General features: G+C 75.0%; 19 protein-coding genes and 1 pseudogene. 14 read left to right on the forward strand and 6 right to left on the reverse strand.

Annotated features, from left to right (window positions below; all coding sequences use genetic code 11):
• Positions 1-16: 16 nt before the first annotated feature.
• A complete protein-coding gene (locus AB0H83_RS05005) occupies positions 17-826 on the forward strand; it encodes a TIGR02452 family protein (protein WP_360086979.1) in 810 nt (269 codons plus the stop codon).
• Positions 827-1,111: 285 nt separating this feature from the next.
• Positions 1,112-2,164, forward strand: coding sequence for a lysylphosphatidylglycerol synthase transmembrane domain-containing protein (locus AB0H83_RS05010; protein ID WP_360086982.1), 1,053 nt, complete (start codon positions 1,112-1,114; stop codon positions 2,162-2,164).
• 126 nt (positions 2,165-2,290) lie between these two features.
• Here the strand turns inward: AB0H83_RS05010 and AB0H83_RS05015 are convergent.
• Positions 2,291-2,881, reverse strand: a pseudogene (locus tag AB0H83_RS05015) (phosphatase PAP2 family protein); the annotation flags it as partial.
• 113 nt (positions 2,882-2,994) lie between these two features.
• Positions 2,995-4,110, reverse strand: coding sequence for a glycosyltransferase family 4 protein (locus AB0H83_RS05020; RefSeq protein WP_360086985.1), 1,116 nt, complete (start codon positions 4,108-4,110; stop codon positions 2,995-2,997).
• A 59-nt stretch (positions 4,111-4,169) separates the two neighbouring features.
• On the opposite strand from AB0H83_RS05020, the gene AB0H83_RS05025 reads away from it, so the two are divergent.
• The 4 genes from AB0H83_RS05025 (at position 4,170) to AB0H83_RS05040 (ending at position 9,461) form a co-directional block, all read left to right on the forward strand.
• Positions 4,170-4,988 carry a PIG-L family deacetylase gene (locus AB0H83_RS05025; protein WP_360086988.1) on the forward strand — a complete coding sequence of 273 codons (819 nt, stop codon included), beginning with the start codon at positions 4,170-4,172 and terminating at the stop codon, positions 4,986-4,988.
• Between the two features lie 169 nt (positions 4,989-5,157).
• Positions 5,158-5,904, forward strand: a complete 747-nt coding sequence (locus tag AB0H83_RS05030) for a GGDEF domain-containing protein (RefSeq protein WP_360086991.1) — start codon at positions 5,158-5,160, stop codon at positions 5,902-5,904.
• A 237-nt stretch (positions 5,905-6,141) separates the two neighbouring features.
• Positions 6,142-7,734, forward strand: coding sequence for a beta-1,3-glucanase family protein (locus AB0H83_RS05035; RefSeq protein ID WP_360086994.1), 1,593 nt, complete (start codon positions 6,142-6,144; stop codon positions 7,732-7,734).
• 329 nt (positions 7,735-8,063) lie between these two features.
• Positions 8,064-9,461, forward strand: coding sequence for a S28 family serine protease (locus AB0H83_RS05040; protein ID WP_360086997.1), 1,398 nt, complete (start codon positions 8,064-8,066; stop codon positions 9,459-9,461).
• A gap of 311 nt (positions 9,462-9,772) precedes the next feature.
• On the opposite strand, the gene AB0H83_RS05045 is transcribed toward AB0H83_RS05040, so the two are convergent.
• Positions 9,773-10,399 carry a hypothetical protein gene (locus tag AB0H83_RS05045; protein ID WP_360087000.1) on the reverse strand — a complete coding sequence of 209 codons (627 nt, stop codon included), beginning with the start codon at positions 10,397-10,399 and terminating at the stop codon, positions 9,773-9,775.
• Between the two features lie 129 nt (positions 10,400-10,528).
• Positions 10,529-11,533, reverse strand: a complete 1,005-nt coding sequence (locus tag AB0H83_RS05050; protein ID WP_360087003.1) for a glycosyltransferase — start codon at positions 11,531-11,533, stop codon at positions 10,529-10,531.
• Between the two features lie 81 nt (positions 11,534-11,614).
• Here AB0H83_RS05050 and AB0H83_RS05055 point away from each other — a divergent pair, with 81 nt between their 5' ends.
• The 3 genes from AB0H83_RS05055 to AB0H83_RS05065 are packed head-to-tail and all read left to right on the forward strand — an operon-like array spanning position 11,615 to position 14,364.
• On the forward strand, positions 11,615-12,379 hold the full coding sequence (locus tag AB0H83_RS05055) for an SDR family oxidoreductase (protein WP_360087006.1): 765 nt from the start codon (positions 11,615-11,617) through the stop codon (positions 12,377-12,379).
• Positions 12,379-13,167, forward strand: a complete 789-nt coding sequence (locus AB0H83_RS05060; RefSeq protein WP_360087009.1) for an SDR family oxidoreductase — start codon at positions 12,379-12,381, stop codon at positions 13,165-13,167. The genes AB0H83_RS05055 and AB0H83_RS05060 overlap by 1 nt, the downstream gene beginning before the upstream one ends.
• Positions 13,168-14,364 (forward strand): acyl-CoA dehydrogenase family protein, encoded by a 1,197-nt coding sequence (locus AB0H83_RS05065; protein WP_360087012.1) that lies wholly within the window; start codon positions 13,168-13,170, stop codon positions 14,362-14,364.
• Between the two features lie 10 nt (positions 14,365-14,374).
• On the opposite strand, the gene AB0H83_RS05070 is transcribed toward AB0H83_RS05065, so the two are convergent.
• On the reverse strand, positions 14,375-15,139 hold the full coding sequence (locus AB0H83_RS05070; RefSeq protein ID WP_360087015.1) for an alpha/beta fold hydrolase: 765 nt from the start codon (positions 15,137-15,139) through the stop codon (positions 14,375-14,377).
• A 47-nt stretch (positions 15,140-15,186) separates the two neighbouring features.
• Between AB0H83_RS05070 and AB0H83_RS05075 the strand changes: the two genes are divergently transcribed.
• The 3 genes from AB0H83_RS05075 to AB0H83_RS05085 all read left to right on the forward strand — a co-directional run bounded on the left by AB0H83_RS05075 (position 15,187) and on the right by AB0H83_RS05085 (position 21,010).
• Positions 15,187-16,359 (forward strand): acyl-CoA dehydrogenase family protein, encoded by a 1,173-nt coding sequence (locus tag AB0H83_RS05075; RefSeq protein ID WP_360087018.1) that lies wholly within the window; start codon positions 15,187-15,189, stop codon positions 16,357-16,359.
• A gap of 85 nt (positions 16,360-16,444) precedes the next feature.
• Entirely contained in the window at positions 16,445-17,944 is a 1,500-nt protein-coding gene (locus AB0H83_RS05080; protein ID WP_360087021.1) for a long-chain fatty acid--CoA ligase, read from the forward strand.
• A 39-nt stretch (positions 17,945-17,983) separates the two neighbouring features.
• Positions 17,984-21,010 (forward strand): LuxR C-terminal-related transcriptional regulator, encoded by a 3,027-nt coding sequence (locus tag AB0H83_RS05085; RefSeq protein ID WP_360087024.1) that lies wholly within the window; start codon positions 17,984-17,986, stop codon positions 21,008-21,010.
• Between the two features lie 143 nt (positions 21,011-21,153).
• On the opposite strand, the gene AB0H83_RS05090 is transcribed toward AB0H83_RS05085, so the two are convergent.
• On the reverse strand, positions 21,154-21,375 hold the full coding sequence (locus AB0H83_RS05090; RefSeq protein ID WP_360087324.1) for a hypothetical protein: 222 nt from the start codon (positions 21,373-21,375) through the stop codon (positions 21,154-21,156).
• Between the two features lie 226 nt (positions 21,376-21,601).
• Here AB0H83_RS05090 and AB0H83_RS05095 point away from each other — a divergent pair, with 226 nt between their 5' ends.
• Positions 21,602-22,717 carry an exo-alpha-sialidase gene (locus AB0H83_RS05095; RefSeq protein WP_360087027.1) on the forward strand — a complete coding sequence of 372 codons (1,116 nt, stop codon included), beginning with the start codon at positions 21,602-21,604 and terminating at the stop codon, positions 22,715-22,717.
• On the forward strand, positions 22,714-23,010 hold the full coding sequence (locus AB0H83_RS05100; protein WP_360087030.1) for a MoaD/ThiS family protein: 297 nt from the start codon (positions 22,714-22,716) through the stop codon (positions 23,008-23,010). Before AB0H83_RS05095 ends, AB0H83_RS05100 begins: the two co-directional genes overlap by 4 nt.
• The last annotated feature ends 39 nt before the right edge of the window (positions 23,011-23,049 follow it).

Raw genomic sequence — 23,049 nt, forward strand, 5'->3', positions numbered from 1 at the left:
TGCAGGGGCGGACGTCGTGAGTGGGCGGCTGCGGGAGATCGCCCGCCAGAGCGTCGCGATCGCCACCGCCGGCGAGTACCGCAACCAGGCCGGTGAGCTGGTGCGGATCGGCCCGGCGGTGACCGCGGCCGTCGCCGGGACCAGGCTGTACCTGCCGGAGGACGTGATCCCGCCGCCGGCCGGGCCGGTCGCGGCGCCCCGGGTGGAGGTCACCGGTGAGTCGACCCTGGCCGCGGCGCGCCGGCTCGGTGACGACGTCGCGTGCCTGGTGTTCGCCTCGGCGAAGAACCCGGGCGGCGGCTTCCTCGGCGGCGCGGAGGCGCAGGAGGAGAGCCTGGCCCGCGCCTCGGCCCTGTACCCGTGCCTGCGCGCCGCGCCGGAGTTCTACGCGTTCCACCGCGAGCAGCACGACCTGCGCTACAGCGACCGGGTCATCCACTCCCCGGGCGTGCCGGTGTTCCGTGACGACAAGGGCCGGCTGCTCGACGCGCCGCACCACGCCTCCTTCCTGACGGCCGCCGCGCCGAACCTGGGCGCGATCCTGCGCAACCAGCCGCAGGACGCCGCGGAGGTGCCGGACGTGCTGCGCCGCCGGGCCCGCCGGGTCCTGGCGGTCGCCGCCGCCCACGGGCATCGCACCCTCGTGCTCGGCGGGTGGGGTTGCGGGGTGTTCCGCAACGTGCCGGCCGACGTGGCCGCGGCCTTCGCGGCCGCGCTCGCCGAGGTCGACCGGTTCGATCGGGTGGTCTTCGCGGTGTACGACCGGCTGCCCGGCACCCCGGTCCGGGCGGCGTTCGCCGCGGTGCTCCCCCCGGACCAGGGCTGAGCGGCGGGACCCGCGGCGGCACCGGATCAGGGCTGAGCGGCGGGATCCCGGCGGCACCGGGAACAGGCCGTGCGGTAGCCGTCGCGTCACCCACGGTTCGGCTGCGCGCAGGCCGGTCCGACTACCTTGGCGCCTGGTGGGGCCACACCCGGCCACCTGTAGAATTGGCGCCCGGATTGAGCGGGTTGCAGGATTTGGACGGATTGATGGTGATATTCGCCTGCGGCTCGCTCGTTTCCGCGTGCGAAGGTTCCGGCGCATCGGCTCGCGAGCGGTAGGAGCGCAATGACAGTGAACGAGGCTGCGGTCGACGGCCCGGTCGACGGCCCGGTCGACGCCGCGCCCACCGAGTCGGTGTGGCGCTCGTCGGTGCCCCGGATGCTCCTGGCGATCGCCGTCGCGGTCGCGGTCGTCGTGCTCGCCGTGACGCACTGGAGCGCGGTCAGCGCCGGCGCCGCCGGCCTGGCCCGCGCCAACAGCGCCTGGCTGGCCGTCGCCGCGCTCGGCACCGCCTCGATCTGGGTCGCCGGCACGATCACCCAGATCGGCTCGATGTCGCTGCGGCCCCCGGTCGGCAAGCTCCTCGCCGTGCAGGTCGCCGCGTCGTTCGCCAACCACATCCTGCCGGCCGGTTCGGGTGGGATGGGCATCAACATCCGGTTCCTGCGCCGGCACGGCCTCGGCCCGGGCGCCGCGGTCGGCTCCGTCGGGCTCAACTCGCTCGTCGGCATGGTGACGCACGTACTGCTGCTGGTCGTGGCGGTCGCGGTCAGCCCGGCCCTCGCCCGCGGCATCCAGGTGCCGGGGTCGTGGCGGGAGACGGCGTCCCGCGCGGCCGGCCCGGCGGCCTGGGTGCTGCTGGCCGCGGGCGGGCTGCTGCTGACCGTGGCGCTGGCCGCCTCGGTGTGGCCCGCGTGGCGCCGGCGCATGGCGGCCCGGGCGGCCGCGGCGCGGCGCCGGGTGGCCGAGGAGCTGCGCGGGCTGTGGGGGGTGCTGCGCGACCCCTACCGGGCGGCGGCGCTGTGGCTCGGGTCGCTGTCCACGCCGCTGCTGCACGCCGTGATCCTGTACGCGGTGCTGCGCAGCCTCGGCGTGGCCGTGACGGTCGGCACCGCCGTCGTGCTCTACCTCGTGGTGTCGTCGCTGTCGGCGTTCGTGCCGTCACCCGGTGGCATCGGCGCGCTGGACGTCGCCATGCTGGCCGGGCTCGCCGCGATCGGCGTCACCTCCGCCGTCGCGCTCGGTGCGGTGGTGGGGTATCGGCTGATCACGGTGTGGCTGCCGCTGCTGCCCAGCGCGTTCGTCCTGGCCGTGCTGCTGCGCCGGCGCATCATCTGAGCGGCGACGCCCCGCCGGGCGCAGCACCAGCGCCGGCCAGGTGGTCAGGCGCGCCGGCAGTGGCGGCAGCAGCCGCGCGGGCCAGCCGGTGAGGCGGGCCGGCAGCGGCGGCAGGGCCGGGGCCAGGGCGACTGCCGCGAGCCCGACGGCCACGCCGGCGACGACGTCGAGCACCCAGTGGTTCGCGGTGACGACCACGACGACGCCGGTGACGGTCGGGTACAGGTAGCACAGCGCCCGCCCGCGCCGCCCGCTGAGCAGCGCGGCCGCCACGCACGCGGCCCACACCGCCCAGGCCAGGTGCAGCGACGGCATCGCCGCGTACTGGTCGGCGGGCACCTGACCGCCGTGGTCGAGGCTGAAGCCCGCCTCGGCGATCGTGTCGACGTAGCCACCGCCCGGCATCAGCCGCGGCGGCATCACCGGCAGCAGGTAGAACACGGTCATCCCGGTCACGTTGGTGATGACCAGGGCGTTGCGCATCGGCCGGTACAGCTGCGGGCCGGCGACGTAGCACCAGACGAGCACCGCCAGGGCCACCCCGATGTGGGCGAACTGGTACCAGTACACCGCGGCGAGCGCGAGCGGCGGGTGGTCGGTCAGCCAGCGGTTGGCGGCCAGCTCCCAGTCCAGGTGCAGCAGCCGCTCGATCGACAGCACCTCCGCGCCGTGCCGGTGCGCCGGTGCTTCCCGTACCGCCGCGAGCGAGCGGATCATGTCGTACACCTTGACCAGCAGGACCACGATCAGCAGCTCGCCGAGCAGGTGGGGGCGCCGGCGGCGGGCGGGTGGGGCGGTGGTGGCGGGGCGGTCCGTGACGGGGTGCAGGGTCACGCGCGGGCGCCGATCGGAGCGCGGTGCGCCGCGGCGAGCTCATACAGCCCGGCGGTCCTGGCCAGGACGTCCGGCCACGCCACCGGCGGCGCCGTGGCCAGGTTGTGCGCGGCGATGCGGCCGCGCCGCTGCGGATCGGTGGCGAGTGCGGCGATCGCGTCGGCCATCGCGGCGTCGCTGTCGACCAAGACACCCTCCCTGCCATCGGTGATGAGCTGGCCTATCCCGCCCTCGGCCCGCGCGACCACCGGGAGCCCGGCGCACCGTGCCTCCAGCGCGGCGATCCCGAAGGACTCCAGGATCGCCGGCGCGACGAACAGGTCACCCTGCGCGAACAGGGACCTGATCTGCGGTCGGGACAGCCTACCCGGCAGGCTCACCCATCCGGTCATCCCGTGCCGGCGCAGGTAGCGCTCCATCGCGGGGCGGCGCGGGCCGTCCCCGGCGATCACCACCCGCAGCCCGGCGGTGTCCGGCAGCGACATCCGGGCCCGGCGCAGCAGCCTGAGCAGCTGCATCGGGCGCTTGCGGGCGGCCAGGCGCATCACCGCGACGACGAGCGCGCCGCCGGGGTCGGCCGGGTGCGGGTCGACCCGCCACCGGTCCACGTCGATGCCGTTGGGCAGCACGTGCACCGGCATCGGCCAGACCAGCCGACGCAGGGGCGCCGCCGCGACGTCGCTGACCGCGGTCCACACCGCCGGCCAGCGGGTCCAGCCGGCGGCGACGTCCAGCGCCCGGAACGCGTGCTCCAGGTGCGACAGCAGCGAGTGGACCGTCACGACCACCGGGACCCGCTCCGCGAGGGCCGCGGCGGCGAACGCGAGGGGCGAGGCCGGGCCGGCGTGCACGTGCAGCACGTCGTACCGGCCGTCCAGCAGCAGCTCCCGGCCGGCCCGCAGGATACCGGGGCGCACCTCGGCGGGCAGCCACAGGCGCTCCGACAGCCGGTGCACCCGCAGCTCGCCGTCGTCGGCGGGGCCGCCGGGGGTGGTGGTGACGATCTCGACGTCGTGGCCGGACGCCTGCTGCCGGACGGCCAGGTCGTGCACCTGCATCTCGATGCCGCCGAGGCGGGGCAGGAAGAAGTCGGTGACGTGCGCGATTCTCATGAACGGGGGCTCCGAAGCGGTCGCGGCCGGCACCCGGGGGGAGATGGGAGCATTGGCCGGTGCCGTACACGATGGTGTCGTTTCATGCTCATCCGGACGACGAGGCGTTGCTGACCGCCGGGACCCTCGCCCGCGCGGCCGCCGAGGGGCACCGCGTCGTCCTGGTCGTGGCCACCGCCGGTGGGGCGGGGCTGGCGTCCTCCGAGGTGCTGGCGGAGGGGCCCCTCGCGCGGCGCCGCCTGGCCGAGCTGCACCGCTCCGCCGAGGCGCTCGGCTGCGCCCGGGTCGAGTGCCTCGGATACGAGGACTCCGGGATGGCCGACGCCCCCTCGGGCGCGGCCGGCGCGTTCGCCGACGCCGACCGGGAGGAGGCGGCGCAGCGCCTCGCCGAGCTGCTGCGGCAGGAGAAGGCCGACGTGCTCACCGTCTACGACCCGGCCGGCGGCTACGGCCACCCCGACCACGTGCAGGTGCACCGGGTCGGGATCCGCGCCGCGCAGCTGGCCGGGACCCCGGTGGTGCTGGAGGCGACCGTCGACCGGCGGCTGCTGCAGCGGGCGCTGCGGGCCGTGCACTGGCTGCCGGGGATCCCGGCGGACTTCCACCCGGCGCGGTTCGCCGGGGCCTTCGCCGAGCCGGAGCGCATCACGCACCGTGTCGACGTGCGTGCGTTCGCCGCGCAGAAGCGGGCGGCGATGGCCGCGCACGCCAGCCAGGCCGGCGCCGACACGGGGCGACGCACGCTGGCGGTGCTGCTGAAGCTGCCGCGGCCGCTGTTTCGTATCCTCATGGGGCGGGAGTGGTACGTGCAGCACGGCCGCGCCCCAGCCCGTCCCCTGATCGGCGACGTCTTCGCCGGGCTGCCGGACAGCCGGTGAGCCGCTTCCCCGAACAGGCAATGCGCCCCCGATCGTCGATCATGCCAGTGGCCGTGCACCGCGAGCGCTGCGTCGGCAACCAACGATCAGCGAACCGCTGGGGAATTGTAGGTGGTCCGTTTCCTGCGTAGGGGACAGGCACACCCGCCGGTCACCGCGTTGTGCTCAGATGTGGCGCGCCCGTGCCGAATGGGGCGGCGTGGGGGAGTGGGCGTCACTGCGCCGGCCGATGATCCTCGCCCGGGACCGGGTGGCCGCGACGCGTGCGGTCGCGTACTTCCTGATGGTCTGCGGTGCGGTCGTCGGCAGCTGCGGCTGCATGCTCACCATCGTGGTCACCAAGTTGCGGGCGCGGGCCGACACGCTCGTGGCGATGCTGGAGCTGCAGGCGCTCAGCGACCCGCTCACCGGCCTGCCGAACCGGCGCGCCTTCGACCGGGACCTCGCCGCCGCGCTCGACGCGGCCCGGCGCACCGGTGCCGAGCGCTGCCTGCTCATCATCGACGTCGATCGCTTCAAGACGATCAACGACACGTGGGGCCACGCGACCGGCGACGCCGTCCTGGTGCAGGTTGCGGCGGCGCTGCGGGAGGCCACGGCGGCCAGCGGCATGCGGGCCGCCGCCGCCCGGCTCGGCGGCGACGAGTTCGCCGTGGTCGTGCACGGTGACGTGAGCGGCGCGCAGCGCATCGCCGCGGTGGTGCGGGCCGCGGTCGGCCGGATGAGTGACCTCCCCGAGGGGCTGCCGACGCTGAGCATCGGGCTGGCCTCGACCAGCTCTGGTGCGGTGGAGCCGGAGGCGCTGCTCGCCGCCGCCGACCGGGCCCTGTACGACGCGAAGGTCCGCGGCCGGGACCGGGTCTCGGTGGTGGAGGCGGTGCCGCGGCGGCGACCCCGGACGGTGCCGCAGCGGTGACCGGCGGTGCCCCGGCGGCGTCCCGCGGGGCGACCGGCAGCCACCCCGGACGGTGCCCCCTATTGACATGCTCCGATCCCGCCTCGATGCTGTGAGAGCGCTCTCTCTAAAGAGTCTTCACAGATTTCTGGCGGGAGCCGCACCGGCGGACCACACAACGTCGTGACAGCCCAGTCCGGCCGCCACCGGAGGCACCCTGGGCCGTCCAGCGGACCTGAGGAGCCACCTTTGCGCACGATGACCAGGCTGCTGCGCGCAGCCGCGACCCTCCTGCTGGCCGCGCCGGCCGCCCTCGCGGCCGGTCTCGTGGCCGGCGCTCCCGCGCAGGCGATCGGGCCGAGCCTGCTGCCCCTGACCGTCACCAACACCACCGGCCGCGGTGACGCGGTGTACCTGTACGTGCTCGGGGTCAACCTGGCCACCGGCCGGCTCGGGTACGTCAACGCCGCCGGCACGTTCAACAACTGGCCCGCCGGCGGGCTGCCGCCCACCCCGGCGCCGGACGTGTCGATCGCCGGCCCCGGCAACGGCGGGACCCGCACCATCCAGATCCCGCGCGGGCTGTCCGGCCGGGTCTACTTCTCCCTCGGCCAGCGGCTCAACTTCTTCCTCACCCCGGACGGCCTCGTGCAGCCCGCGCCGTGGGCGGGCGGGGACTCCAACCGCGACATCCTCTTCGACTGGAGCGAGTTCACCTACAACGACGCCGGGCTGTGGCTCAACAGCTCGCAGGTCGACATGTTCGCCGTGCCGCACGCCGTCACCGTGACCGGCGCCACCGACGCCACGAAGCGGACCGGTGACCTCGTGGCCAACGGCCGCGACGCGGTCATCAACGGCATCCGGGCGCAGTCCGGCTGGGCCGGCTCGGTGTACACCCGAAGCGACGGCACCGTGCTGCGCGTTCTCGCGCCGGGCAAGGCCGCCGAGACGGGCGGGCTGAGCTCGACGTACCTCGACTCGTACATCAACAGCGCCTGGGGCGCGTACGCGAGCAAGACCCTCACGGTCGTGCCGTTCGGCGACCAGCCCAGCATCCGGTACTTCGGCCGCACGTCCGGCACGGTCATGAACTTCACCAACAGCGCCGGCCAGCAGGTCGCGTCCTTCCAGCGGCCCACCAGCGCCGACGTGTGGGGCTGCGCCGGCCGCCTGGCCGCGCCCAACGACCAGGTCGTCGGGCCGATCTCCCGCACGCTGTGCGCCGCGCTCAACCGGGGCACGCTCGGCACCATCGACACCCAGCCGAGCACCAACGCGGCGGACTTCTACAAGAGCAACCCGACCAACCAGTACGCCAGAATCATTCACGCGAACATGGTCGACGGCAAGGCGTACGCCTTCCCCTTCGACGACGTGGGCGCCTTCGAGTCGCTCGTGCACGACGGTGACCCCCGCGCCGCCGGCATCGTGCTCACACCGTTCAGCGGCGGCAGCAACCCGCAGCCGACCGGCAACCGGATCATCAGCAACATGAACAACAAGTGCGTCGACGTGCCGTCGTCGAACTTCACCGACGGCGTGCAGCTGCAGATGTGGAACTGCAACGGCACCGGCGCGCAGAACTGGACGTTCAGCGGCGACACCATCTCCGCCGGCGGCAAGTGCATGGACGTCGCGGCCGGCTCCACCGCCAACGACGCGAAGATCCAGCTCTGGACGTGCAACGGCACCGGCGCGCAGCGCTTCACGCTCAACGCCGCCGGCGACATCGTGAACCTGCAGTCGGGCAAGTGCCTGGACATCCAGTCGTTCAACACCAACGACGGGGCCAAGCTCATCCAGTGGACCTGCACCGGCAGCTCCAACCAGAAGTGGCGCCGGGGCTGAGCCCCCGGCTGAGCCCCGGCTGAGCCCCGGCTGAGCCCGGGGCGGCCGTTCGACGCCGACCTGCCCGACCCCGGGCAGGTCGGCGCTGTCGTCCCGGTCAGCACCCGGTCAGCACATGGTCGGCACCTGGTCCGGCACCGGTCCGTGTCCGCCCCGGCCCGGTGGCACGTCACGCCCGGGGCACAGGCTCCGCACAGCCGGCACGCGGCCGCGCCCGACGGCCTCGCCAGGGCGTCCCGACATGCGAGGGCTCCGACGAGGGCGGAAAGCCGCGCATCCCTCGGTACCGTGCATCGACGTACTCCAACATATCGATAGGAGGTACGTCGATGACGCGCCTGAGGCGTGCACTGTCGGCGATGGTGATCCTGGTGGGGCTGGTCGGGGTCGGCAGCCCTGCGGCGGCGGCCGGGACCGACATCCGTGACCAGCTCGAGGCGGCGCCCGGGGTGACGGTGCTGGAGGAGCAGCCGGTCGCCGCGCCGTACCGGTTCTTCGTGCTCAGCATCACCCAGCCGGTCGACCACCTGCGTCCCCGCGCCGGCACGTTCCAGCAGCGGTTCACGCTCCTGCACCGGGGCACCGACCGGCCGACGGTGCTGCACACCACCGGGTACGGCGTCCCGGAATACGCGTTCCGCGCCGAGCCGACCCGCCTCGTCGACGGTAACCAGCTCTCCGTCGAGCAGCGGTTCTTCACCCCGTCGCGGCCCGAGCCGGCGGACTGGTCGAAGCTCACGATCTGGCAGGCCGCCACCGACCACCACCGCATCGTCGCCGCGCTCAAGCCGATCTACGCGCAGCGGTGGATCTCCACCGGGGCGAGCAAGGGCGGCATGACGTCGGTGTACCACCGCCGGTTCTACCCCGCCGACGTCGACGGCACGGTCGCGTACGTCGCGCCGCAGGACGTCGTCAACGGCGAGGACTCGGCCTACGACCGGTTCTTCACCAGGGTCGGCACCGCGCAGTGCCGGGCCGCGCTCGACGCGGTCCAGGTCGAGGCGCTGCGCCGGCGGGCCGAGCTCGTCGCGCGCTACGAGGCGTGGGCGGCGGCCAACGCGCGCACGTTCGGCATCGTCGGCAGCGCCGACCGGGCGTTCGAATTCATGGTGAACGGCACGACGTGGGCGTTCTGGCAGTACAGCCTGGAGAGCGACTGCGCGGCGGTACCCGCGGCGAGCGCGTCCAGCGACGACATCTGGGCGTGGCTGGACGAGATCTTCGGCCTCGACTCCAACACCGACCAGGGCGTCAGCCCGTACATCCCGTACTACTTCCAGGCGTCCTACCAGCTGGGGTACCCGGACGTGGCGCTGCCGCACCTCGCCGGCCTGCAGCGTTACCGGGGTCAGGACCGGGCGCAGTCCTACATCCCGCAGGAGCTCGTCCCGCGCTTCCAGCCGCTGGCGATGCTCGACGTCGACGCGTGGGTGAAGCTCTCCGGCCGGCAGTTGCTGTTCGTGTACGGCCAGAACGACCCTTGGGGCGCCGAACCGTTCAGGCTCGGACCCGGCACGCGCGACTCGCTCACGTACACGGCGGCCGGTGCCAACCACGGCGCGAACATCAGCCGCCTGACCGCGGCCGAGGCGGCCACCGCCACGGCGGCCGTGCAGCGCTGGGCGGGCGTGCCCGCACCGGCGTCGCTGACGGCGGCGGCGTCGTACGTCCCGGGGCTCGACGACCGCGACCCGGCGCTCGACCGCCGGTTCAACCGCCCCTGACCACGGCCCGCTGCGACCGGCCGAGCTGACCCCGCCCGCCGGCGCCCCTGGAACGGGGAGCCGGCGGGCGGGCCATGGGCGAGGCGGCGGCCGGGACGCGGGGCGTCGGGAGGCGGCGGCCGGGCCACCGTGGTGATCCAAGTCGCGCCCCGGCCGTCTGGGCCGGACGACCACGACGCGACTTCGATCAACCGATCAACCGATCGACCAGGGAAGATCACGCGGTCGGCGCACCACGCGGCGATGTCGTCGCCCTTGCCGTCGGAGGCGCTGTTGGCCACTGCGGTGTGCGGGGCGTCAGGACGCGGCGGTCAGGAGGTCGCGGGGCTGGACGGGGCGGCCGGGGACGGGGTGGCGGGCGCCGGCGGCGTCACCGCGGGGGAGGGCCTGCGGCGGGTGCCGTCGTGGCCGGGGCGCGCCGGCTTGCGGCCGTCGCGGTCGTCGTCCCGGAAGGCCGGGCCGCCGCGGGGAGCGCGCTCGTCGCGGCTGAATCGGCCCCGGTCGTCGCCGCGGTGACCGTCGCCGAACACGAACGCCCCCACGGCGACCACGCCGGCGCCCAGGCAGCAGCCGAGCACGAGGGCGACCACACCGACCAGCACCGGGATCCCGGCCCGCGACCGCCGCAGGCCCGACCCCGCCGAACGGAACCGGCCCGGGTCCGTCGCGGCCGGCGGGCCGGTCGGGTGTGCGCCGGCGGGGTGTGCGGTCGTCGCCGCGGGTGCCGGAGCGGGTTCCGCCGCCCAGACCGGCTCACCGGGCGTCAGGTCGACCGGCTCGGCGGGCGCCGGGCCGGCCTGCTCGGCGGCGGTGGGCGCCGGCCCGGAGGCCGTGGGCGCCGCGGCCGTGGGCGCCGGCCCGGACGTGGCGGGTGCCGGGTGGGCGGGGACCGGCGCGGTCCGGTCCGGGTCGTCCGGCAGTGGCTTCGTGTCACTCATCAGTGGTCCTCCGTGGCCGGCGAGGATCGGCCGGCACCCGCCGGCGACCGCCGGTCCGCGTGGCAGGGGTCCACGGCGGCCGGCAACCGCCAGCATCGGCCCGGCGTTTAAGAGGGCCGGACCGCGCGGCTAAGAATTTGATGAGAAACGCTGTGTCAGCCGCCGGGCGACGTCCGCCGGGGAGGGCATGCGGGCGATCTCGCCGGCGATCGCCCGGGCCGCGTCGCGGTGGTCGTTGCCGCGGACCGCGAGCAGCGCCGACACCTGCGCGGTGACGGCGTCGGCGGTCACCTGGTCCGGTGCCAGCCGCAGTCCGGCACCGGCGGCGGTGACGGCCTCGGCGTTGGCGAACTGGTCGGCGCCCTGCGGCAGCAGCAGCTGCGGTACGCCCGCAGCCAGCGCACCGAGCGTCGTGCCGCTGCCGCCGTGGTGGACCACGACATCGGCCTGCGGCAGCAGCTGGGCCTGCGGCACCCACCGGGCGACGGTGACGCCGGCCGGCACGTCGCGCAGCCGCTGCGGCGGGACCCGCCCCGCGGCGACGACCACGGTGGCGTCCAGCCGGGCCAGCCCGGCGATCGCGGTCTGCAGCAGCGCGGCGGTGCCGAAGACGGTGCCGAGCGTCAGGTACACCAGCGGCCGGCTGTCGCGCGGGAACACCGCGGGGCCGTCGGGGTGGGTGAACGGCACCGGGCGCAGCTCGATGCGGTCGGCCGTGGCGAGGAAGGCCTTGTCCTGCAGCGAGGGCGGGCAGATGTCCAGGTGCGGCAGGCCCGGGACGGCGGTGTCGGGCAGCTGCAGGCCGATGCCGTCGGGGATCATGCGGCCGAAGCCGTGCCAGACGCCGGGGATGCCGGCCCGGTGCGCGGCGACGGCCGCCCCCGGTAGGCCCCACCCGTGCACGACCAGGTCGGGGCGCAGCCGGTCGAGTTCGGGGGCGAGGTCCTCGGCGTAGATCTCGTAGAAGGCGTCGGCGGGGCGGAACGGGCGCAGGCCGTGCGCGGCCAGGGGCGGGTGGACCTCCTCGCCGGCGGCGAAGTGCACCTCGTGGCCGGCGGCCCGGGCGGCGATCGCCAGGGGGATCAGCGGGTAGGTGTGGCCGACGGAGCCGAGACCGGCGAAGAGCACGCGCACCGGCCCAGCTTGCCAGTTGACGACCGCCCCGAAAAACATACACTCCAAGTGCACATACTGCCGCGGGATCGAAGGAGGGCCATGAGCGCAGGAGAGGGCCGGCTCGCGGGGCGGGTCGCGGTCGTCACCGGTGCGAGTCGGGGCATCGGGCTGGCCATCGCCCGGCGGTTCGTCGAGGAGGGCGCCAAGGTCTGCATCACCGCCCGGAAGCCCGACGCGCTCGCCGAGGCCGTCAGCGCCCTCGGCGGGCCGGTCAACGCCGTCGCCGTCCCGGGGCGCGCCGACGACCCGGAGCACCGTGCCGAGGCGGTGCGGCGCGTGGCGGACCTGTACGGCCCGCCGGACGTGCTCGTCAACAACACCGGCATCAACCCCGTGTACGGCCCGCTGCTGGAGCTCGACCTCGCCGCCGCCCGCAAGATCTTCGAGGTGAACGTGCTCAGCGCGCTCGGCTGGGTGCAGGAGGTGTTCCGCAAGCCGCCCGACGGCGGGGGCGTGGTCGTCAACGTGTCGTCGGTGTCCGCGGTGCAGCCGCCGGCCGGCATCGCCTTCTACGGCGTGACCAAGGCCGCGCTCAACCATCTCACGTCGTGCCTGGCGGTCGAGCTGGCGCCGGCGGTGCGGGTCAACGCGATCGCGCCGGCCGTGGTGAAGACCCGCTTCGCGGCCGCCCTGTACGAGGGGCACGAGGAGGAGACGGCCGCGCAGTACCCGATGCGCCGCCTGGGCGTGCCCGGCGACGTCGCCGGCGCCGCGGCGTTCCTCGCCTCCGACGAGGCGAGCTGGATCACCGGGCAGACACTCGTCGTCGACGGCGGCGTCACCCTCGCCCGGAGGGCCGGCTGATGGGCGCCGGGCTGGAGCTCAACGGCGCCGCGGTCGTCGTCACCGGCGGCGGTTCGGGGATCGGTGCGGCCCTGGCCCGCCGCTTCGCCGGGCTCGGCGCCCAGGTGGTCGTCAACGACCTCGACGCCGGCGCGGCCCGCCGGGTCGCCTACGAGATCGACGGCCTCGCCTTCTCCGGCGACGTCGCCGACCCCGACGAGGCCGACCGGCTCGTCGACTTCACCTGGGACAAGCTCGGCTCGCTGGACCTGTTCTGCGCCAACGCCGGCGTCGCGCACGGCGGCGACGCGACCGCGCCCGACGCGATGTGGCAGCAGGCGTGGCAGGTCAACGTCATGGCGCACGTGTACGCGTCGCGGGCGCTGCTGCCGCGCTGGCTCGCCCGGGGGCACGGCCGGTTCCTGGCCACGGTGTCCGCGGCCGGCATGCTGACGCTGCTGGGCAAGGCGCCGTACGCGGTGACCAAGCACGCCGCGTTCGCCTACGCCGAGTGGCTGCGCGTCACGTACGCCCACCGCGGCATCGTCGTGCAGGCGCTGTGCCCGCAGGGCGTGCAGACCCCGATGCTGGCCCAGGGCACCGGGCCCAGCCGCGGCCTGCTGGACCGCACCGCGATCACCCCGGAACGGGTCGCCGACCACGTCGTGGCGGCCCTGGCCGGCGACCAGTTCCTGATCCTGCCGCACCCGGAGGTCGCCACGTACTACGCGCGCCGCGGCGAGGACCCGGACCGGTGGCTGAACGGCATGAACCGGCTCCAGCAGAAGATCGACCAAGGGCGGCTGTAGATGGACTTCACGTACGACGCGGTGACCGAGGGGTACCGCGAGCGGCTCCTGGCGTTCATGGACGAGCACGTGTACCCGGCCGAAACGCGGCTGCACGAGGGCACCGGCGACTGGGGCCCGCCGCCGGTCCTGGAGGAGCTGCGACGGCGGGCCCGCGAGCAAGGGTTGTGGAACCTGTTCCTGCCCGGCGAGCACGGCGCGGGGCTGACGAACCTGCAGTACGCGCCGCTCGCCGAGATCATGGGGCGCAGCCCGTCGCTCGCCCCGGCCGCGCTGAACTGCGCCGCCCCCGACACCGGCAACATGGAGCTGCTCGCCGGATTCGGCACCCCGTGGCAGCGCGACCGGTGGCTGGAGCCGTTGCTGGACGGGCGGATCCGCTCGGCGTTCTGCATGACCGAGCCGGACGTCGCCTCGTCCGACGCGACGAACATCGCCACCCGGGTCGAGCGCGACGGCGACACGTACGTCGTCAACGGCCGCAAATGGTTCGCCACCGGCGGCATGAGCCCGCACTGCGAGCTGCTCGTCGTGATGGGCAAGAGCGACCCGGCCGCGCCCCGGCACCGGCAGCAGAGCATGGTGCTCGTGCCGCGCGGCACCCCCGGCGTCACGGTGCGGCGCGGCCTGCACAGCTTCGGCTACGACGACGGCGACCACGGCGGGCACGCCGAGATCGAGTTCAGCGACGTGCGGGTCCCGGCGGAGCACCTGCTCGGAGGGGAGGGCGACGGGTTCGCGATCGCGCAGGCCCGGCTCGGCCCCGGCCGCATCCACCACTGCATGCGGCTCATCGGCATGGCGGAGCGCGCCCTGGAGCTGATGTGCCGGCGGGTGACGGCGCGGGTCGCGTTCGGCCGGCCGATCGCGGAGCAGGGTGTGGTGCAGGACTGGATCGCCGAGTCGCGGGTGCGCATCGAGCAGGCGCGGCTGCTGGTGCTCAAGACCGCGTGGCTGATGGACACCGCCGGCAACCAGGGCGCCCACACCGAGATCCAGGCCATCAAGATCGTGGTGCCGTCGGCCGTGGAGTGGGTCGTGGACAAGGCGATCCAGGCGCACGGCGCGGCCGGCGTCAGCCAGGACACGCCGCTGGCCGGGCTGTGGTCCCGGGCCCGCACGATCCGCATCGCCGACGGCCCCGACGAGGTGCACCGCCGCTCCCTCGCCCGCCGCGAGCTGCGCCGGTACCGGTGAGCCCGGTGACTCATCCGGCCAGGAACTCCACGAGCGCCGGCGCGTACGCGGGGGCGCGCAGCGCGGTCATGTGGTCGCCGCTCACCAGCCGCCACCGGGCGCCCGGGATCGCGCCGGCGAGCACCTCGGGCCGCGCGGCGAGCTCGTCGTCCCGCCCGGCGAGCACGAGGGTGGGTGCCGTGATCCGGTCCAGCGCGATCGGGCTGCGGTGCGCCGCGTGCACCTGGGCGGCCAGCGCCACGCGGTCGGCGCCGATCGCGTCGGCGAGCACCCTGAACGCGGCGGCCGGGGACGCCTCGACCGCCGTCGGCGACGAGGTGAGTAGCACCGCGGCGATCTCCGCCGGCGGCATGACCCGGGTGTCCAGCCCGCCGAGCTCGGCGACGCCGGCGCCGACGCCGGACAGCACGAGCCGGCGCACCCGCGGGTCGCCGCTGGCGAAGATGGCGGACACGACGGCGCCCATCGAGTACCCGACCAGGTCCACGGTGCCGGTGCCGATCGTGTCGAGCAGGCAGCCGAGGTCGCGGGCCATGACGGCCTCGCCGTAGCGGCCGGCGTCGTGCGGCTTGTCGGAGGCGCCGTGCCCCCTCGCATCCAGGGCGACGACCTGCCGGCCCGCCTCGACCAGGGCGCCGACCAGGCCCGGGCCGACGAAGTTGACGGTGGCGTCGACGACGAACCCGTGGTGCAGCACCACCGGCGGCAGGGCCGAGGGGCCGCCCCACACCTGGTACGCGATGCCGACCCCGTCGAAAGAACTGAACCGATCCATGTCGGCGAAGATTAGTGCACTCGAAGTGCAAATAGGAGAGGGTTGCGATGGATTTCTCGCTCAGCGACGAGGAGAAGGCGATCCGGGACACCGCCCGGTCCTTCATCCGCAAGGAGGTCGAGCCCCTCGAGCAGGAGGTGCTGCGCCGCGAGCGCCGCCACCAGCCGGGGCTGGAGCGCAGCGAGCTGCGCGAGCTGCAGCGCAAGGCGAAGCAGTTCGGCTTCTGGGGCCTGTCCACCCCCGAGGAGTACGGCGGCATGGACCTCCCCGCGGTGCTGCAGTCCCTGGTGTGGACCGAGGTCGGCCGCTCCTACGTGCCGTTCCGCTTCGGTGGCGAGGCCGACAACATCCTGTACTTCGCCAACGAGGAGCAGCGCCGCGAGTACCTCGTGCCGACCATCGAGGGCGAGCGCGTGTCGTGCTTCGCGATCACCGAGCCCGGCGCCGGCTCCGACGCGGCGAACATCAGCTTCAGTGCCCGCCGCGACGGCGACGACTGGCTGCTCAGCGGCGAGAAGACGTTCATCACCAACGGCAACGACGCCGACTTCACGATCGTCATCGCGGTCACCGACAAGGACCGGGACGTGCGCAAGGGCGGCGCGACCGCGTTCCTGGTCGACCGGTCGATGGGCTGGCGCTCCGAGTTCATCCAGACCATGGGCGAGGGCGGTCCCGCGTCGCTGGTCTTCGACGACGTGCGGGTGCCCGGCCGCAACATCCTCGGCGAGCTCGGCCAGGGCTTCGACCTGGCGATGCGCTGGATCGGCAAGGGTCGCTACGTCATCCCCTCGCACGCGCTCGGCATCGCGGAACGCGCGCTCGGCATGGCGATCGAGCACGCCAACACCCGGCACACGTTCGGCCGGCCCATCGGGCAGAACCAGGCGATCCAGTGGATGATCGCCGACTCGGAGGTCGAGCTGGAGGCGGCCCGCTGGCTGGTGCTGCGCGCCGCCTGGACCGTCGACCAGGGCCTGGACCCCCGGCACACGTCGTCGATGGCGAAGCTCTACGGCGCCGCCATGGTCAACCACGTCGTGGACCGGGTCATGCAGATCCACGGCGGCATGGGGTACACCCGCGAACTGCCGATCGAGCGCTGGTACCGGCAGGTCCGGCTGCTGCGCATCTTCGAGGGCACCGACGAGATGCAGCGCATGATCATCGCCCGGGACCTGCTGCGCGGCTTCACCCAGATCGGCGGGCACCTGGCATGAGCGGCCCGCAGCGCAGCGGAGGGCTGCGAATCATGGGCGCAGGGTGGAGCTCAGGCCGGCGCCGGAGCGCAGCGGAGGTGACAGCATGAGCGCGACCCTTTCCGTCGCGGCCATCCTGGCCGAGTCCGCGCGGCGGTACCCGCAGCGCGTCGCGGTCGTCGACGGCGACCAGCGCGTCACGTACGCCGAGCTGTGGCGGCAGGCGCTGACCTGTGCGGCGGCCCTGCGCGACCTCGGCGTGCGCCCCGGTGACCGGGTCGCGCTGCAGTGCCCGAACGTCGTGGACTTCCCGCGCGCCTACTACGGCATCCTTGCCCTAGGCGCCGTCGTCGTGCCCGTGCACCTGCTGCTGACCGCGCAGGAGGTCGCGTACACCCTGCGCGACAGCGACGCCCGGCTGCTCGTCTGCCACCCGGCGGTGGCCGCGACCGGGGCCGCCGCCGCGGAGCTGGCCGGGGTGGCCGCGGTCGCGCCGGCCGAGCTGGCGCACGCCGCGCCGTTGCGCTCCTACGCCTCGCGGCAGCCGCAGGACCCGGCGGTCGTGCTGTACACCAGTGGCACCACCGGGCAGCCCAAGGGTGCCGTGCTGACCCACCTGAACCTGGTCATGAACGCGACCGTCAACGTGTTCGACGCCAACGACGCCCGCCCCACCGACGTGGTGCTGGGCTGCCTGCCGCTGTTCCACACGTTCGGGCAGACGGTCGGCATGAACGGCACCTTCCGGCTCGGCGCCACCCTCGTCATGCTGGCCCGCTTCACGGGCGAGGCCGCGCTGGACCTCATGGTCGCCGAGGGCGTCGACGTGTTCCACGGCGTGCCCACGATGTACCTGGCGCTGCTGGAGGCCGCCGCGCGCCGGGCGGAGCTGCCCCGGCTGCGGCTGTGCGTCTCCGGCGGCGCGTCGCTGCCGGTGGCGGTGCTGGAGCGGTTCAACGCCGCCTTCGACACGTCGATCTTCGAGGGGTACGGGCTGTCGGAGACCTCCCCGACCGCCACCACGAACCAGCCGCACTTCGGCACTCGTGCCGGCACCGTCGGCCACCCGGTCTGGGGCGTCGAGGTCGAGATCGCGCGGGCCGAGCTCGACGACCGCGTCGAGCTGCTGGCGCCGGGCGAGCTCGGCGAGATCGTCGTGCGCGGGCACAACGTCTTCGCCGGGTACCTCGGCCGGCCCGAGGACACCGCCCTCGCCGTCGTCGACGGCTGGTTCCGCACCGGCGACCTCGGTACCCGCGACGCCGACGGGTTCGTCACGATCGTCGACCGCAAGAAGGACCTCATCATCCGCGGCGGCTTCAACGTGTACCCGCGCGAGGTCGAGGAGGTGCTCGCCCGGCACCCCGGCGTCGCGCAGGTCGCGGTGATCGGCGTGCCGGACCCGGTGCACGGCGAGGAGATCTGCGCGGTGGTCGTCGCGGCCGACGGCGCCACGCTGGTGGCCGAGGACCTCGTCGGCTGGTCGCGGGAGCACCTGGGGCGGCACAAGTACCCGCGCCAGGTGCGCATCGTGGACGCCCTGCCGCTCGGGCCGAGCCACAAGGTGCTCAAACGGGAGCTGCGGCGGGCCGTCGTGGCACAGTGACCCCTTCCATTGGTGTTACCGACGCGTAACACTGGCGACATGGTTAGTGCATCGACCGTGCAGAAAGTTTCGTTGCGAGGCCGCGACGCCGACCGTGCCGCCATCGCCGCCCTGCTCGCCGCGGCCGCCGAGGGGCGCGGGGGAGCCCTGGTCGTCGCCGGGCCCGTCGGCATCGGCAGGTCCGCCCTGCTCGCCGGCTCGACGGCCGCCCGCGCCGGCGCCACGGCTGCCCTCACCGGCCCGGCCGCCGTCACCGGCCCGGCCGTCGAGCTGGCCGTGGCCGGGTGCCCGGCGGAGACCGCGCTGCCGTACGCCGGGCTGCACCGCCTCCTCGCCGGCGTGGTGCCCGACCGTGGCGCCGGGCTGCCCGGCTGCCACGGCGGCGCGCCGGACCGCGGCGCGGGGGTGGCCGGGTGCCACGGCGGCGCGGCGGCGGACCGGCTCGCCGCGGGCCTGGCCACGCTCGCCGCGCTGCGGGCGCTGGGCGGCCGGGCCCGCGGGCCGGTGGTGTGCCGCGTCGACGACGCCCAGTGGCTGGACCGCCCGTCGCTGGACGCCCTCGCCCTGGCCGCCCGGCACGCCGGCGGCGACCGGGTCGCGCTGCTGTTCGCGCTGCGCGACACGCCCGCCGCAGCCGGCAGCGAGGCGGCCCTCGCCGGCCTGCCGGTCCGCCGGCTCGCCCCCCTCGACCTGCGCGACAGCCGTGACCTGCTCACCGACGCGGTGCCGGACCTCGCCGGCGACGTCGCCGGGGTCCTCGCCGCCATGGCCGAGGGCAACCCGCGGGCGCTGACCGAGCTCGCCGCCGCGCTGGACGCCGAGCAGCGCCACGGCCAGGCCGCCCCGCCCGACACGCTGCCCCGGGACAGCCCGCTACGCCGGGAGTACCGGGCGGTGCTGCGTACCCTGCCCGACGCCACCCGCCGGGTCCTGCTGCTCGCCGCGACCGCCGCCCTCACCGGGCCGCGCACCCCCGGCGGCCGGCCGGGCTGCGGCGTGGCCGCGCTCCTCGCCGCCGGGCACCGGCCGGACGACCTCGCCGCCGCCGAACGCGCCGACCTCGTGCACGTCGAGGACGGCCGGGTCCGGTTCGTGCCACCGCTGTTCGCCCACGTCCTGTACGCCGAGGCCGGCCTCGCCGAGCGGCACGCCGCACACCGGCTCCTCGCCGCGCTACCGGCCGCCAAACCCGCCGCGGCGCCGGCCGCCGAACCCGCCGCGGCGCCGACGTGCGAACCCGCCGCGGCGCCGACGGGCGAGCCCGGCGCGCTGCCGACCGCCGAACCCGCCGCACTGCCGACCGGCGAACCCCCCGCGGTGCCGACCGACGGACCCGCCGCACTGCTGACGGGCGAGCCCGGTGCGGTGCTGACCGCCGCGCTGCACCTGGCCGCGATCGCCGGCGGCCCAGACGACGCCCTCGCCGCGGTCCTCGCCGGCGCCGCCGCCGACGTGCCGCCCGCCCTCGCCGCGACCGCGCTGCGGCACGCCGCCGCGCTCACCACCGGCCCCGTCCTCGCCGCCTCCCGTACCCTCGCCGCGGCCCGCCTCGCCTGGCGCGGCGGCGAACCCCACCAGGCCCGGATGCTGCTGCGCTCGGTGTTCGCGCCCGGCGTACCGGAGCACCTGCACGCCGAACGGGAGCTGCTGCTCGGCGAGATCGACCTGCGCACCGGCGCCGGCGGCGGCGAGCAGCACACCCTCGTCGCCGCGGCCGGCCGGCTCGTCGCCCAGGACCGGCAGCGCAGCCTCGGCGCGTTCACGCTGGCCGGCGAGGCGCTGCTGGCGACCGGCCGGCACGACCAGTTCACCGCGCTCGCCGAACAGGCGCTGCGGCTGCGGCGCCCCGGCGACCCGGCCGCCGCCGAGCTGCTGTTCGAGTACTTCACCGGCGTGTCCGCGCTGTTCTCCGGCGACCCGTCGCGGGGCGTGGTGCCGCTGCGGCGGGTCCTGCAGCTCGCCGCCGCCGTCGACGACCCGCCGGTGCTGGTCCGCGCCGCCGGCGCCGGCATCCTCATCGGCGAGGACCAGCAGGCGTACCGCCTCGCGGTGCGGGCCGCCCGCCTCGCCGGCGGCGCCGGCGACCAGGCCACCGTCCCGCACGCCCTGGACCTGGCGGCCACCGCCGCGTTCGCGCTCGGCGACCTCGACCTCGCCGTCGCCACCGCCACCGAGGGCCAGCGCCTCGCCGCCGCCACCGGCCAGGACGCCGTCGCCGACAACTGCCGCGGCATGCTCGCCGTGGTGCTCGGCATGCTCGGCGACGCCCCGGCCAGCCAGGCATGGGCGCGCCGGTGCCGGGCCAGGGCCGGCGTCGACATCGACAGCCAGGCCCGCGCCATGTGCGTCTGGGCCTCGGCGCTGCTGGACGTCGCCGAGGGCCGCTACGCCGACGCCGCCGGCCGGCTGTGGGGCGTGATGCGCACCGCCGGCGGCCGCGGCCACCTCGGCGTGCAGATCCCCGCCACCCCGACGCTGGTCGAGGCGGTCGCCCGGTGCGGCGACCGGGCCCCCGCCCGGCAGATCCTGTGGGCCTACGACCTATGGGCGCACAGCACCGCGAACCCGACCTGGCTGGCACTGTCTGCCCGCTGCCACGCGCTGCTCGCCGACACCGAGGACGAGGCCGACGCCCGGTACCGCGAGGCGATCCGGCTGCACCTGGCCGGCGACTCGCCGTTCGCCAGGGCCCGCACCGAGCTGCTCTACGGCGAGGAGCTGCGCCGCCGCCGGCACCCGGCCGCGGCCCGCGAGCACCTGCGCCGCGCCCTGGCCACCTTCGACCAGTTCGGCGCGGCCGCCTGGGCCCAGCGCACCGCCGCCGAGCTGCGCGCCGCCGGTGACCACGTGACCCCCACCGAGGAGGCCCGGCAGGCGCTGACCGCACAGCAGGCCCTGACCGCGCAGCAGGCCCGCATCGCCGAGCTGGTCGCCGGCGGCGCCACCAACCGCGAGGTCGCCGAGGTGCTGTTCCTCAGCCCCCGCACCGTCGACCACCACCTGCGCAACATCTTCACCCGCCTCGGTGTGCGCTCCCGCACCGAGCTGGCGAAGGTGGTCTCCTGACCCGCCTGCGGGCAGGCGATTCCACCGATGCGGCAGCGGTACCCCACCCGGCAGGCTCACGGTGCGCCGGCGCCACAGACCACGGTCCGGGTGCGCACACCGACGTGCGTACCCGGACTGTGCACCATGCCTCGACCGGACGCTCAGGGGACCGTCTTCTCGATCGCCGCCGGGCCCAGCTCCTCCAGCTCGCGGCGGCTGCGTTCGACGTTCGCCGGGGTCGGGTCCCGCCCCTTGGCCACCGCCAGGTCCTCCGGGTCCCACGGCTGGTCCGCGCCGGTGCGCACGTTGACCGGCCGCCCACCCGGCTCGGAGTTGCGCGCGGCCGCCGGCACGCCGGAGATGATCGGGTCGTCGTCGCCCATGTGCGGTGCTCCCTTCACTCGTGCTGCCTGCTGCCGGGCCTCCTACCCGCGGTCACCCCGCTCACACCAGCCGCACTGGCGCGCCCGCCGCGTGCCGGGACGGCGGCGCGCCAGGGTGAAGCGGGGTTGCGGGCGGCCCGGACCGTGGCACGATGCGAGAGGTCGGCACACGGAGACGGAGGTGCGGCATGAGCGATCCCGAGCGCAGCGCAGCGGAGGTGACGGCATGAGTGGTGTACGGGTGTTGGTCGGGACGCGCAAGGGCGCGTTCATCCTGACCTCGGACGGCGCCCGCAAGGACTGGAAGATCGACGGGCCGCTGTTCGGCGGCTGGGAGATCTACCACGTCAACGGTTCCCCGGCGGACCCCGACCGGCTCTACGCGTCGCAGTCCGGCGGGTGGTTCGGCCAGCTGATCCAGCGCTCCGACGACGGCGGCGCCACCTGGGAGCCGGTCGGCAACGACTTCACCTACGAGGGCAAGGTCGGTGACCATCTCTGGTACGACGGCACGCCCCGCCCGTGGGAGTTCAAGCGGATCTGGCACCTGGAGCCGGCCCGGGACGACCCTGACACGGTGTACGCGGGCGCCGAGGACGCCGCGCTGTTCCGCTCGACCGACGGCGGGCGCGAGTGGCAGGAGCTGACCGGGCTGCGCACCCACGAGTCGGGCGCGCGCTGGCAGCCCGGCGCCGGCGGCATGTGCCTGCACACCATCATCCTCGACCCGGTGCACCGCGACCGGATCTTCGTGGCGATCTCGGCGGCCGGGGCGTTCCGCTCCGACGACGCCGGCGTCACCTGGCAGCCGATCAACCGGGGCCTGGTGTCCGGGCAGATCCCCGACCCGGACGCCGAGGTGGGGCACTGCGTGCACCGGCTGGCCATGCACCCGTCGCGCCCAGACGTGCTGTTCATGCAGAAGCACTGGGACGTGCTGCGCACCGACGACGCCGGCGGCTCGTGGCGGGAGATCAGCGGCGACCTGCCGACGGACTTCGGGTTCCCGATCGCGGTGCACGCCCACGAGCCCGAGACGGTCTACGTCGTGCCGATCACCAGCGACTCGCAGCACTACGTGCCCGACGGCCGGCTCCGGGTGTACCGCAGCCGCACCGGAGGCGAGCACTGGCAGCCGCTCACCGAGGGCCTGCCGCAGGCCAACTGCTACGTCAACGTGCTGCGCGACGCGATGGCCGTGGACACCCTCGACGAGTGCGGCATCTACTTCGGCACGACCGGTGGGCAGGTGTACGTCTCCGCCGACGCCGGCGACAGCTGGCTGCCGATCGTGCGGGACCTGCCGGCCGTGCTGTCCGTGGAGGTGCAGACGCTGCCATGATCCGCGTCGTGCTCCCCGCGCACCTGCGGCAGCTGGCCCGCGTCGACGGCGAGGTGCGGCTGGAGGTGTCCGGGCCGGCGACCCAGCGGCTGGTCCTGGACGCCCTCGAGGCCCGCTACCCGGCGCTGCGCGGCACCATCCGGGACCGGGCCAGTGGCCGCCGCCGCGCGTTCGTGCGCCTGTACGGCTGCGAAGAGGACCTCTCCAACGACGAACCCGACGACCCGCTGCCGGACCCGGTCGCCACCGGCAGGGAGCCGCTGCTCATCATCGGCGCGATGGCCGGCGGCTGACCCACGAGGTCCCCGCCGCGCGACGCGCGAGGTCCCCGC

The organism is Dactylosporangium sp. NPDC050688 (assembly GCF_040654515.1).
Lineage (GTDB): Bacteria > Actinomycetota > Actinomycetes > Mycobacteriales > Micromonosporaceae > Dactylosporangium.

Bases quoted from the DNA above. Each gene is read 5' to 3' on its own strand.
- AB0H83_RS05010 (WP_360086982.1), top strand. From the start codon at position 1,112: ATGACAGTGAACGAGGCTGCGGTCGACGGCCCGGTCGACGGCCCGGTC.
- AB0H83_RS05020 (WP_360086985.1), bottom strand. From the start codon at position 4,110: ATGAGAATCGCGCACGTCACCGACTTCTTCCTGCCCCGCCTCGGCGGC.
- AB0H83_RS05030 (WP_360086991.1), top strand. From the start codon at position 5,158: ATGTGGCGCGCCCGTGCCGAATGGGGCGGCGTGGGGGAGTGGGCGTCA.
- AB0H83_RS05035 (WP_360086994.1), top strand. From the start codon at position 6,142: ATGACCAGGCTGCTGCGCGCAGCCGCGACCCTCCTGCTGGCCGCGCCG.
- AB0H83_RS05040 (WP_360086997.1), top strand. From the start codon at position 8,064: ATGACGCGCCTGAGGCGTGCACTGTCGGCGATGGTGATCCTGGTGGGG.
- AB0H83_RS05045 (WP_360087000.1), bottom strand. From the start codon at position 10,399: ATGAGTGACACGAAGCCACTGCCGGACGACCCGGACCGGACCGCGCCG.
- AB0H83_RS05055 (WP_360087006.1), top strand. From the start codon at position 11,615: ATGAGCGCAGGAGAGGGCCGGCTCGCGGGGCGGGTCGCGGTCGTCACC.
- AB0H83_RS05060 (WP_360087009.1), top strand. From the start codon at position 12,379: ATGGGCGCCGGGCTGGAGCTCAACGGCGCCGCGGTCGTCGTCACCGGC.
- AB0H83_RS05065 (WP_360087012.1), top strand. From the start codon at position 13,168: ATGGACTTCACGTACGACGCGGTGACCGAGGGGTACCGCGAGCGGCTC.
- AB0H83_RS05070 (WP_360087015.1), bottom strand. From the start codon at position 15,139: ATGGATCGGTTCAGTTCTTTCGACGGGGTCGGCATCGCGTACCAGGTG.
- AB0H83_RS05075 (WP_360087018.1), top strand. From the start codon at position 15,187: ATGGATTTCTCGCTCAGCGACGAGGAGAAGGCGATCCGGGACACCGCC.
- AB0H83_RS05080 (WP_360087021.1), top strand. From the start codon at position 16,445: ATGAGCGCGACCCTTTCCGTCGCGGCCATCCTGGCCGAGTCCGCGCGG.
- AB0H83_RS05085 (WP_360087024.1), top strand. From the start codon at position 17,984: ATGGTTAGTGCATCGACCGTGCAGAAAGTTTCGTTGCGAGGCCGCGAC.
- AB0H83_RS05090 (WP_360087324.1), bottom strand. From the start codon at position 21,375: ATGGGCGACGACGACCCGATCATCTCCGGCGTGCCGGCGGCCGCGCGC.
- AB0H83_RS05095 (WP_360087027.1), top strand. From the start codon at position 21,602: ATGAGTGGTGTACGGGTGTTGGTCGGGACGCGCAAGGGCGCGTTCATC.
- AB0H83_RS05100 (WP_360087030.1), top strand. From the start codon at position 22,714: ATGATCCGCGTCGTGCTCCCCGCGCACCTGCGGCAGCTGGCCCGCGTC.